Raw genomic sequence first — 11,187 nt, forward strand, 5'->3', positions numbered from 1 at the left:
TGTGGGGATGATTGCTCCTAAAAATGGAGCGATATGCGCTTTGTGGGCCCGCGGTGGGGTCGTTTATCGCCAGAAATCGCGATGCAATGCGGTGATCTCGTCCTGCAGTGCGGGCACCGGGCCCAGCACCTCGGTGGAGCGCTGGCCGCTGGCAAACACCGTGCGGCAAGGCAAGGCCAACGTCGGATTCTCGGGGTGGTCGCCCGTCAGGGCGAGCAGGGCGGTTTCTTCGGCGCCATACAACACACGCCCGATGCCCGCCCAGTAGATGGTGCCTGCACACATGGCGCAGGGCTCGAAGGTGGTGACCAGGGTGCACTGGGCCAGGTAGGCCCCGTGGTAGTTGGCCGCAGCCGTGCGTGCCAGGGTGCTCTCGGCGTGGTTCACCGTGTCGATGTTGCCCTGCTCGGCCAGCACGGTTTCGCCATCGGGCGCGACCAGCAGGGCGCCGAAGGGGTGGCGGCCCATGTCCTTGGCGCGTTGGGCCACAGCGTTGGCGCGGCGCAGCAGCGCGGTTGCCTGGGCTTCGCTCAACGGGGTCGTGTTATTCACCCTGGGAGCCTCTGTGCGCCCACCCGGTGGTGCGCTTTTCGATCCAGCTGAACAGCTCGTACATCACCATGGCCATGGCACCCACCACCATCAGGCCGGCAAACGCCAGGCCCATCTGCATGGACGAGCCCGCGCTGATGAGCAGGTAGCCAATGCCTTCATTGGCCGCGGTCATCTCCGACACGGTGGTGCCCACAAAAGCCAGCGTGATGGCGACCTTGAGCGAGCCGTAGAAATACGGCATGGAGCGGGGCAGCCCCACCTTGGTCAGCACGTCCCAGCGCTTGGCGCCCAGCACGCGCAGCACGTCTTCCAGCTCGGGTTCCAGCGTGGCCAGGCCGGTGGCGATGTTGACCATGATGGGGAAGAAGCTGATGAGAAAGGCCGTGAGGATGGCCGGGCCCACGCCGATACCAAACCACACCACCAGGATGGGAACAAAGGCTGCCTTGGGCAGGGCGTTGAACGCGGTCATTAGTGGGTAGACGGCGGCGTAGGCGATGCGCGAGCTGCCGATCACAAAGCCCAGCAGCACGCCCACCACGATGGCGATACCAAAGCCCGCCATGGTGACCCAGAAGGTGCGCCAGGCATGGCCTGCGATGACGCCGCTGAACTCCACCAGCTGCACGCCGATGGCCCAGGGGCTGGGGAAAAGGTATTCAGGGATGCTGAAGGCCGAGCAGACGATCTGCCACAGCAGGATGATGGCGACGAGCAGGATCCAGGGGGACCAGCGCTCCACAGTTTTCTTGTGCATGACTCGCTTTGTTTATTGCTGGATGGGCGCGCCCGCTTTGCGCAGGGCGCCGATGTGGCCGCGCAGCTCGTGCACGATGTCGGTGAATTCCTTGGTGTAGGTGATTTCAAGGTCACGCGGGCGGGGCAGCTCGATCTCCTTGCGCACTACAAACCGGCCAGGGCTCTTGCTCATCACATACACCGTATCGGCCAGGAAGACCGACTCGCGCAGGTCGTGCGTGACCAGGATCACGTTGAACTGCTGCTCGGTCCACAGGTCGCGCAGGATGCACCACAGCTCCTCGCGCGTGAACGCGTCGAGCGCGCCGAAGGGCTCGTCCAGCAGCAGCATCTTGGGCTCATGGATCAGCGCGCGGCAGATGCTGGCGCGCTGCTGCATGCCGCCTGAGAGTTGCCAGGGGAACTTGTCTTCGTAGCCCGCAAGGCCCACCTTCTGCAGAAGTTTGCGGGCACGCTCTTCGTACTCTTTGCGCTTTTGCTTGAAGTTGCTGCGGTAGGGCTCGACGATTTCGAGCGGCAGCAACACGTTGTCCACCGTGGTGCGCCAGGGCAGCAGCGAGGGCGCCTGGAACGCCATGCCCGAGACCTTGAGCGGCCCGGTCACGGGTTGGCCGTCGATGAGGATCTTGCCCATCGAGGGCATCTTCAGGCCGGTGGCCAGCTTCATGAAGGTGGACTTGCCACAGCCCGAGGGGCCGACGATGGCGATGAACTCGCCGCGCCGCACCTGCAGGTCGATGGCTTCCACCGCAAACTGGTTCTTCGCGCGCAGCTCGTCGTTGTAGGCGAGCCAGACATCGCGAAAGTCCACAAAAAAGGAATCGGCAGCCTGCATGGAAAGTAGTTCTAATTTTTGAATAAAAAAGGCTGCTTGCGCGCGTCCAGCGTGCGCAAGCAGCTATCAAATTGATAGTTTTACTTCTTCGGCAGGATGTTCAGCTCGGCCGTGCTGGGCAGGAAGCTGGGATTCCACACATCGTCGGCGTTCACGCGGGTCTTGGTGTTGAATGCGTCGGACACCTGCGAGGCCATCAGCGACAGGCGGCCGGGTACCGCCTTGCCAAAACCTTCGGCGCGCGCATCGGGGCTGTTGATCACGGTATCGATGGCCAGTTGCAGGCGGCGGGTTTCGAGCGGCACGTTCACGATGCCGTCGCGCGCCTTCACATGTTCGATGGCGGCGGCGGGGTTGGCGATCACTTCCTTGGCGCCTTTGGCAAAGGCCGACAGGAAAGCCTTGATGGCGGCCGGGTTCTCCTTGATGAGCTTGGGGCTGGCGATGATCACGTTGCCATAGAGCTTCACGCCGAAGTCGGCATAGGGCAGCACCACCACATCGGCGGCCTTGGCACCGCGCGCTTCCAGGTTGAGCAGCGAGGTGAAGGTGAATCCGGTGATGGCGTCCACATCGCCGCGCACCAGCATGGTTTCGCGCAGCGGGGGGTCCATGGCGGTCCAGGTCACGGCGCCGATGCCGTTGGCCTTCTGGAAGATGGGGAACGCGCGGCGGCCCGCGTCGAACACGGGGGCGCCCAGCTTCTTGCCTGCCAGGTCTGCGGGCTTGGTGATGCCGCTCTTCTTGAGCGCCATGACCGAAGCGGGCGTGTTGTTGTAGACCATCATCACCGCCACGGGCTTGTTCTGCGCGTCGGGGTTGTTGGCGTGAAATTCCATCACAGCGGCCAGGTCGGCAAAGCCCATGTCGTAGGTGCCCGAGGCCACGCGCTGCACTGCGCCGCCTGAACCATTGCCTGCATCCACCGCCACGTCGAGGCCGGCGGCCTTGAAGTAGCCCTTGGCAACTGGTTGAAGGAACAGGGCCGCAGGGCCTTCAAAGCGCCAGTCAAGCTGGAACTTGATCGGTGTCGTGGCTTGGGCCTGGGCCGTGCTGAAGGTGCTGGCGGCAGCGAGCAGGAGGGCGGCTTGCAGGAGAGTGCGTTTGTTCATGGGTAGGTTCCTGTCAGAAGACGGCGGGGAAAGTGGGTGCAACAGCGGGAGCAAAAGCGAAAGAGCGGAACAGCAGGTGCTTCAGCGGTTCGTCACCATGCCATGGTGGTTCAGTCAGCAAAAACGATGCCTGGTTTCACCGGGGCGTGGAGGGGTTGTGGTCTATTGTTCGCCAGTTTGGTGCATGCGGTTCTACAGGCTTTCCCGAAATGGTGCAAAGGGGTTTTGACAGGGGGCCAGGGTGCCGGGGCGCGCGACTTGTGCCGAAGGCTTCTTGTGGCCTTTTGGGCTGAAACGGATGCTGCTTTCGGCCCCATCACCGCGTTGCTGTGGTCGGTTGCGCGCCCGTGCATTGGGGCAAACGCGCAGGTCATGCCAGCGCGCTGGTGGTACAACAAAAGCCCTGTATCCAGTTTGTTGTCCCCGATTTCAGTATTCACACCAGCACTTGGGAGGGTTCCTCATGGCAGACATCCAGGCATTTTTTGAAAACGTGCAGTTACCCACCATCCCCGACGTGGCACGCGAGCTGATCGCCACCATGAAGGACGATGAAATTCCTTTCGAGAAAGTGCGGGGGGCCATCTCCAAGGACCCGGCCCTCACGGCCAAGCTCATCCGCCTGGCCAACAGTGCGCGTTTTGGCCTGCCGCGGCAGGTGGCGTCGCTGGACGATGCCATCACCATGGTGGGGCTCAACCAGGTGCGCACACTGGCGCTGGCGTCCTGCATGTCGGGTGTGTTCAAGGACGCGCCAGGGGTGGACGCTGATGCGTTCTGGAAGGAGAGCATGGCGATTGCGGGTTACTCGCAATGGCTGGCCCGAACGCTGGGATCCAGCGTGCAGGAGTCGTGGCTCGCGGGTTTTCTGGTGCGGCTGGGCGAATTGATCATCGCCCAGAAGGCGCCTGAGCAAATTCCGGCCATCGAACAGCTGCCCCATCACGCGGGCGGGCGCTGGGAGCGCGAACGCACCTTGCTGGGCTTTACCGAAGCCCAGGTGACGGCCGAGTTGGCGCGGCGCTGGCGGTTTCCTGACACCATCATCCGTGCGCTGGAGACGGCGGAAGACCCGGTGGCCGCCACCCCCTTCTGCCGCTTGGGCGGCATTCTGCATGTGGCCACCTTGCTGGCCGAGATCGGGCTGGAGGAACCGATGTCGCCCGTCGACACCATTGCCAGCCTGCCCGCCGAGATAAAAAAAGCGCTGCAGCTTGACTCCCACTGGCTGGCTGAGCACCTTCCGCCTGTGGCGGACTACGTGGATGTGTCAGTCCGTTGAACACGTGTCACCCATAAAAAAAGGCCCCTTGGGGCCTTTTTTTTTACTTGGCGCGATCCATCAGGCCGCGCGCGCTGCAGCGCTGGCCACGGCCAGGGCAGTCATGTTGAAGACCCGGCGCACGGTGGCGGCGGGCGTCAGGATGTAGGCCGTGGCTGCGCCACCCATGAGGATGGGGCCCACGGTCACGCCGCCGCTGGTGGTGGTCTTGAGCACGTTGTAGAGGATGTTGGCCGCGTCCAGGTTGGGGCAGATCAGCAGATTGGCCGAGTCGGTGAGCGTGGAGTCCGCCATGTAGGCGTTGCGGATGTTTGGCTCCAGCGCGGCGTCGCCGTGCAGCTCGCCGTCGCACTCGATCTCGGGGTGGGTGGCCACGAACAGGTCCCGCGCCTCGCGCATCTTGCGGGCCGAGGCACGCTTTGACGAGCCGTAGCTCGAGTGCGACAGAAAAGCGACCTTGGGCGGCAGGCCAAAGCGCTGCACCTCCTGCACCGACATCCATGCGATGTCGGCCAGTTGCTGGGCGGTGGGGTCCTCGTTCACATAGGTGTCGGCGATGAACAGCGTGCCCCGATTTGTCATCAGTGCGTTGAGGGCCGCGTAGTCGCGTGCACCCTCCTGGCGGCCGATGATGGAGTGGATGCGCTCCAGGTGCGTCTCATACGTACCCACCAGGCCGCAGATCATCGCGTCGGCGTCGCCCAGCTTCACCATCAGCGAGGCAATGATGGTGTTGGAGCGGCGCACTGCGGCCTTGGCCACTTCGGGCGTGGCGCCGTTGCGCTTCATGAGGCTGTGGTAGTGCTCCCAGTATTGGCGAAAGCGCGGGTCGTCTTCGGGGTTGCACACCTCCACATCCTTGCCCAGCTGCATGCGAAGGCCCGCCTTGGAGATGCGTGCGGCAATCACGGCGGGGCGGCCGATGAGGATGGGCTGGGCGATCTTGTCGTCGATGGCCATCTGCGCGGCGCGCAGGGCGCGCTCGTCTTCACCGTCGGCATAGGCCACGCGCTTTTGCGCGTCGGGCAAGGCCTTCGCCGCGTTGATCACGGGGCGCATCAGCATGCCGGTCTGGTAGACAAAGCGCGACAGGGTTTCCTTGTAGGCCTCCATGTCTTCGATGGGGCGCGTGGCCACGCCGGATTCGGCAGCGGCCTTGGCCACGGCAGGCGCGATCTTGAGGATCAAGCGTGAGTCGAACGGAGTGGGAATGAGGTAGTCGGGGCCGAAGGTGAGTTCCTTGCCCGCGTAGGCGCTGGCCACCTCTTCGCTGATGTCTGCTTTGGCGAGGTCTGCAATCTGGCGCACGCAGGCCAGCTTCATGGCCTCGGTGATCTTGGTGGCGCCGCAGTCGAGCGCGCCACGGAAGATGTACGGGAAGCACAGGACGTTGTTGACCTGGTTGGGGTAGTCCGAGCGGCCGGTGGCGATGATGCAGTCGGGGCGGATGGCCTTGGCCAGCTCGGGGCGGATTTCGGGCTCGGGGTTGGCCAATGCCAGGATGATGGGCTTCGGCGCCATGGTCTTGACCATGTCGGCCGTGAGCACACCGGGGGCCGAGCAGCCCAGGAACACGTCGGCGCCGTTGACCGCATCGGCCAGCGTGCGGGCGTCGGTCTTCTGCGCGTAGGCGGCTTTCGATTCGTCGTAGCCACCGGGGCGGCCTTCGTAGATCACGCCCTTGGAGTCGCAAACAAAGACGTTCTCGCGCTTCACACCCAGGCCCACCATCACATTCAGGCAGGCAATGGCCGCAGCGCCCGCGCCCGATACGGCAATCTTGACCTGGTCGATCTGCTTGTCTACCAGCTCCAGGCCGTTGAGCAGCGCGGCGCTGCTGATGATGGCCGTGCCGTGCTGGTCGTCATGGAACACCGGGATGTTCATTCGCTTGCTGAGTTCGCGCTCGATGTAAAAGCACTCGGGCGCCTTGATGTCTTCGAGGTTGATGCCGCCCAGCGTGGGCTCCATGGCCGCGATGATCTCCACGAGTTTGTCCGGGTCGCGCTCGGCCAGTTCGATGTCGAACACATCGACGCCCGCAAACTTCTTGAACAGGCAGCCCTTGCCCTCCATCACCGGCTTGCCAGCCAGCGGGCCGATGTCGCCCAGGCCCAGCACGGCTGTGCCATTGGTGATCACGCCCACCAGGTTGCCGCGCGAGGTGTAGTCGAATGCCTTGGACGGATCGGCCTGGATGTCCAGGCAGGGGTAGGCCACGCCGGGCGAGTAGGCCAGCGACAGGTCGCGCTGGTTGGACAAAGGTTTGGTGGGGGTCACCGCAATCTTGCCCCGGCCGGGGTTGCGGTGGTATTCGCGCGCAGCGTCGCGCAGCGATTCTTCGGCGGCGGAAAGTTTCTGGGTCATACGGAAATCCTGGAAGTCCTCGGCGGAATGCAAAACAAGGGTACCCGATGGCGTGGGGGGCTGGCATGCCGGTTTATGCGGATGCGGCATGAAGCCAAAACCCCCTGGCAGCCGGGGGAAGCCGGCATGCATGCAGGGGGCAGGGCCACGCGGGCGTGGCAGGGGTTTCTCAAGGCAGCGGGCAGGCGGGATGCTAGTGGGCGTCGGCCTGGCGTGCGGCGTTGACAGCGGCGGAGGTGTCGCGGCTGGCGCCATTGAAGAAAACGTTCAGGGCCACAGCCGTGATCGAGGCCAGCAGGATACCGGATTCGATCAGGGGATGGATCGCATGGGGCATCCACTGGCGAAAGTTGGGTGCAATCAGCGGGATCATGCCCACGCCGATGGAAACGGCCACGATCATCGCGTTGAAGCGGTTGTGCTTGAAATCCACCCCGCCCAGGATGCGGATTCCTGTGGCAGCCACCATGCCGAACATCACCAGGCCTGCGCCGCCCAGCACCATGGTGGGAAGGGACTCGACCAGCGCCGCCATCTTGGGCAGCACCCCGAGCACGATCAGGATCACACCGCCCGCCACGCATACAAAGCGGCTCTTGACGCCCGTGACGGCCACCAGGCCCACGTTCTGCGAGAAGCTGGTGTAAGGGAAGGTGTTGAAGATGCCTCCCAGCAGCGTGCCCAGGCCATCGGTGCGCAGGCCGCGTGTGAGGTCGGCTTGGTCGATCTTGCGGTCGGTCATCTCGCCCAGGGCCAGGAACATGCCGGTCGATTCGATCATCACCACGATCATCACCAGCGTCATGGTCAGGATCAGGATGGGGTCGAACACCGGGCTGGCAATTTCGAAGGGAAGCACCAGGTCAAACCACTGTGCCTTGGCCACCTTTTCGAACGACATCAGGCCCATGGCCACTGCAATCACGGCGCCGATGACGATGCCCAGCAACACCGAGATATTGGCGATGAAGCCTTTGGCAAACTTGGCAATCAGCAGGATGGACACCAGTACCACGGCCGAGATGCCCACGCCGGTGAGGTCGGCATACTTGGGGTTGGGCACCGTGGGCACCACCGCAAAACCCTTGGGCACAGGGGGCAGGGACGAGCCCGGCGCCCCTGCGACGGACTGCATCTCACTGAGCCACTTGATGTGCTCGGGGTTCACCACATTGGGCGCTGTGGGCCCTACCGGGTTGCCAAAAATCCAGTTGATGCCCACGCGCATCAGGCTGATGCCGATCACCGCAATGATGGTGCCGGTGACCACCGGCGGAAAGAACCGCAGCATGCGGCTCACCAGCGGAGCGATGAGGACGGAGATCACCCCCGCGCCGATCACCGAGCCAAAAATCAGCCCTGCCCCTGCGGTGCCCCCTGTGCTCTGCGCCATGGACACCATAGGCGCCACCGATGCAAAGGTCACGCCCATCATCACCGGCAGCCGGATGCCGAACCACTGCGAGGCGCCCAGCGCCTGGATCAGGGTGACCAGGCCGCAGACGAACAGATCGGCTGAGATCAGCTTGGCCACCTGGTCGGGCGTGAGGTTGAGCGCACGGCCGACGATGAGCGGCACGGCCACCGCACCGGCATACATCACCAGCACATGCTGCAGGCCCAGCGCCGTGAGGCGCCCCAAGGGCAGGTGTTCATCCACGGGATGCACGGGCGGGGTCATGGGAATTCCTTTTGTACGGGGCCTGAGGGATGGGTTGTGATCTGTGTGCAATACGGTGCACAGCAGTCCATACAAAAATCGTATACAAAATATTCGAAACGGCTTATCCCGGTAAACCCTTAGGTGAAGCGCCAATACCCCCAGCGCGTCAGGCGGTGGAGGAAGAGAGATGGGTGGCCGGGGACCGACCTTGCGTATGTGGGCGCTTCAGGTCGCGCCGCGCGGCGCCGCCAAAGGGGCGAGCGACTCGCGCAGTCGGTCGCGCACCAGCGGCTGGCCGGGGTTGAGTGCTGCTTCCACGTGGCCGATGTGGGCCAGCAGGCGCTCGCGCGCCAGCGCCGCGTTGCCCGCTTCCAGGGCCTCGACGATGGACTCGTGCTCCGCGCACGACTGGCTGGCCTCGTGGCGTGACTGGTAAAGCGATGCCGCCAGCGTGGTGCGCGCAGTGAGGTCGCGCAGGATGTCGCTCAGGCTGCGGTGGCCCATGGCTTCGGCCAGACATACGTGGAAGTCTGCGAGCAAGAAGGCACGCGTGGCGGCGTCGGCACCCTCGATGGCGCGCTGCTCATCGGCGATGTGGGCGCGCAGCCGGGGAATGACTGCCTGCAGCGGGCGCCCCGCATCGGCCAGGATGCCCGATTCGATGATGCGCCGGGCCGAGAACGCATCGCGCGCATCGTCCACCGATGGCTCCACCACATACCAGCCCCGGCGCGGGCGCACTTCAACAAAACCGCGTGCTTGCAACTGCATCAGTGCTTCGCGCACCAAGGTGCGGCTCACGCCGAAAAGATCGGCCAGCTCCTGTTCGCCCAGGCGTTCGCCAGGAGCGAGTTTCTGGGCCAGGATGGATTCCACCACCTGCTGGGCGATCTGGGTCTGGTTGGTGCTCATGGGGCCGATTGTGGCGCCGGTTGTGGCTGCCGCAGCGGTTGCTGCTGCGCAGGCTGCAGGGGCGGGAGGTTCTGCCCGTCCAGCACCGCGTGGGCGCGGTCGCGGTCGATGTCGCCCTCCCACGCGGCAATCGCCACGGTGGCCACGCAGTTGCCGATCAGGTTGCCCAGGGCGCGGGCAATGCCCATGAACCAGTCCACCGACAGCACCAGCACCAGGCCGATGGCAGAGATGGCCGGAATGGCATGCAGCGTGGCAGCCAGCACCACGATGGCCGAGCCCGGCACGCCATGTGCGCCCTTGGATGTGACCAGCGAGATCGCCAGGATGGTCAGCAGGTCGGTCATGGTGATGGGCGTGTTCGTGGCCTGGGCGATGAACACGGCCGCCAGCGTGATGTAGATCGAGAACGCGTCCAGGTTGAACGAGTAGCCCGTGGGGATCACCAGGCCCACGGTCGAATCGCGGATGCCCATGTGCTTGAGCTTGGCCATGATTTGGGGCAGCACGCTGTCGGACGACGTGGTGGCAAACACCACGGCCAGCTCCTCGCGCAGGTAGCGCAGCAGCTTGAACAGGCTGAAGCCCGAAAACCGCATGATCAGGCCCAGCACCACCACCACGAAGATGAACACCGCCGCGTAGAACAGCACCACCAGCATGCCCAGCTGCTTGAGCGAGCCGATGCCGTACTTGCCCACCGTGAAGGCAATGGCACCCAGCACACCGAGCGGCGCCAGCTTGATGATCAGGCCCATGGTCTTGAACAGCACATGCGACAGGTCTTCGATGAGGCTGGTGACCCGTGCACCGCGCTCGCCCATGAGCGCAAGCGCGCAGCCGAACACGATGGAGAAAAGCAGCACCTGTAGCACGTCGCCATTGGCAAACGCGCTCACGGCCGTGGTGGGGATGAGCTTGAGCAAAAAGTCGCTGAAGCCGCCACCGGTGAGCTTGCTCGCGTTTTCCGCATAGGAGCCCATGGCCTTGGGGTCCAGTGCCTTGGGGTCCACGTTCATGCCCACACCCGGCTCGAACCAGAACGCCAGCCCCAGGCCCAGCACCAGGGCGAGGGTGGTGACCACCTCGAAGTAGATCAGCGACTTGATGCCCACGCGGCCCACCCGCTTGAGGTCGCCCGTGCCCGCGATGCCATGTACCACCACGCAAAAGACGATGAGCGGGATCAGCATCTTGATGAGCTTGATGAAGCCATCGCCCAGCGGCTTGAGCTGCACGGCCGTTTCAGGCCAGAGCAGCCCGATGGCCACTCCGGCAATCAAGGCCAGGATCACCCGGCCGAACAATGAGTTGAGAAAGCGAAACATGGGAACCCTTTGCGGAGAAAAAGGACGGAGTGGTGCTGCAATCAATCTTGCATACAAGAACTGTAGACAACTGTGGAGGGCCAGAACATGGGGTTATCCCGCGCTGTGTCGCCGGGGCGGCTTGAGCGCACGCATCGGGGTTGAAGTACTTTTGACTTTGACAAGCGGTTACCTCGGGGTTACTGCTCCACAATCGCCCGCGGAGACACCCCATGACCCCCCAAGACAACCGGCCCGACCCCGTTCGCCAGAGTGGCGAGTTCCTCGAATACCTCTACCGCGTGGCCGTGCGCCGTGCACTGCCGCTGCACAACACCGCTGCTTTTCTGCCCGCCGCACCCAGCCGCGAGAGCGGCGGTCGCACTCTGGTGCTT

Annotated in this window: 9 protein-coding genes; 1 reads left to right on the forward strand and 8 read right to left on the reverse strand. The window is 64.0% G+C overall.

The window, feature by feature from the left end; translation table 11 throughout:
• Window positions 1-63: 63 nt before the first annotated feature.
• From DBR12_RS17975 to DBR12_RS17990, 4 genes are all read right to left on the reverse strand, one after another.
• Window positions 64-552: a nucleoside deaminase gene (locus tag DBR12_RS17975; protein ID WP_108618516.1), complete on the reverse strand. Its 489-nt coding sequence runs from the start codon at window positions 550-552 to the stop codon at window positions 64-66.
• Window positions 545-1,312, reverse strand: coding sequence for an ABC transporter permease (locus DBR12_RS17980; RefSeq protein WP_108618517.1), 768 nt, complete (start codon window positions 1,310-1,312; stop codon window positions 545-547). Before DBR12_RS17980 ends, DBR12_RS17975 begins: the two co-directional genes overlap by 8 nt.
• A gap of 12 nt (window positions 1,313-1,324) precedes the next feature.
• Entirely contained in the window at window positions 1,325-2,149 is an 825-nt protein-coding gene (locus tag DBR12_RS17985) for an ABC transporter ATP-binding protein (protein WP_108618518.1), read from the reverse strand.
• Between the two features lie 80 nt (window positions 2,150-2,229).
• Window positions 2,230-3,261, reverse strand: coding sequence for an ABC transporter substrate-binding protein (locus tag DBR12_RS17990; protein ID WP_108618519.1), 1,032 nt, complete (start codon window positions 3,259-3,261; stop codon window positions 2,230-2,232).
• Between the two features lie 463 nt (window positions 3,262-3,724).
• Between DBR12_RS17990 and DBR12_RS17995 the strand changes: the two genes are divergently transcribed.
• Entirely contained in the window at window positions 3,725-4,543 is an 819-nt protein-coding gene (locus tag DBR12_RS17995) for an HDOD domain-containing protein (RefSeq protein ID WP_108618520.1), read from the forward strand.
• Between the two features lie 60 nt (window positions 4,544-4,603).
• Here DBR12_RS17995 and DBR12_RS18000 read toward each other — a convergent pair whose 3' ends face one another.
• The 4 genes from DBR12_RS18000 to DBR12_RS18015 all read right to left on the reverse strand — a co-directional run bounded on the left by DBR12_RS18000 (window position 4,604) and on the right by DBR12_RS18015 (window position 10,813).
• Window positions 4,604-6,910, reverse strand: a complete 2,307-nt coding sequence (locus tag DBR12_RS18000) for an NADP-dependent malic enzyme (protein WP_108618521.1) — start codon at window positions 6,908-6,910, stop codon at window positions 4,604-4,606.
• 193 nt (window positions 6,911-7,103) lie between these two features.
• The gene (locus tag DBR12_RS18005) at window positions 7,104-8,591 is read right to left on the reverse strand and encodes a nucleobase:cation symporter-2 family protein (RefSeq protein ID WP_108618522.1); all 1,488 of its coding nucleotides are present in this window, start codon (window positions 8,589-8,591) and stop codon (window positions 7,104-7,106) included.
• A 207-nt stretch (window positions 8,592-8,798) separates the two neighbouring features.
• On the reverse strand, window positions 8,799-9,485 hold the full coding sequence (locus DBR12_RS18010; RefSeq protein WP_108618523.1) for a GntR family transcriptional regulator: 687 nt from the start codon (window positions 9,483-9,485) through the stop codon (window positions 8,799-8,801).
• Complete coding sequence (locus tag DBR12_RS18015) at window positions 9,482-10,813, reverse strand: C4-dicarboxylate transporter DctA (protein ID WP_108618524.1); 1,332 nt, start codon at window positions 10,811-10,813, stop codon at window positions 9,482-9,484. The genes DBR12_RS18010 and DBR12_RS18015 overlap by 4 nt, the downstream gene beginning before the upstream one ends.
• Window positions 10,814-11,187: the final 374 nt, after the last annotated feature.

Source organism: Acidovorax sp. HMWF029 (assembly GCF_003060895.1).
GTDB lineage: Bacteria > Pseudomonadota > Gammaproteobacteria > Burkholderiales > Burkholderiaceae_C > Acidovorax.

What these genes read in the sequence shown, in the direction of transcription:
- DBR12_RS17980 (WP_108618517.1), bottom strand. Translation starts at nt 1,312, where the DNA reads ATGCACAAGAAAACTGTGGAGCGCTGGTCCCCCTGGATCCTGCTCGTC.
- DBR12_RS17985 (WP_108618518.1), bottom strand. Translation starts at nt 2,149, where the DNA reads ATGCAGGCTGCCGATTCCTTTTTTGTGGACTTTCGCGATGTCTGGCTC.
- DBR12_RS17990 (WP_108618519.1), bottom strand. Translation starts at nt 3,261, where the DNA reads ATGAACAAACGCACTCTCCTGCAAGCCGCCCTCCTGCTCGCTGCCGCC.
- DBR12_RS17995 (WP_108618520.1), top strand. Translation starts at nt 3,725, where the DNA reads ATGGCAGACATCCAGGCATTTTTTGAAAACGTGCAGTTACCCACCATC.
- DBR12_RS18000 (WP_108618521.1), bottom strand. Translation starts at nt 6,910, where the DNA reads ATGACCCAGAAACTTTCCGCCGCCGAAGAATCGCTGCGCGACGCTGCG.
- DBR12_RS18005 (WP_108618522.1), bottom strand. Translation starts at nt 8,591, where the DNA reads ATGACCCCGCCCGTGCATCCCGTGGATGAACACCTGCCCTTGGGGCGC.
- DBR12_RS18010 (WP_108618523.1), bottom strand. Translation starts at nt 9,485, where the DNA reads ATGAGCACCAACCAGACCCAGATCGCCCAGCAGGTGGTGGAATCCATC.
- DBR12_RS18015 (WP_108618524.1), bottom strand. Translation starts at nt 10,813, where the DNA reads ATGTTTCGCTTTCTCAACTCATTGTTCGGCCGGGTGATCCTGGCCTTG.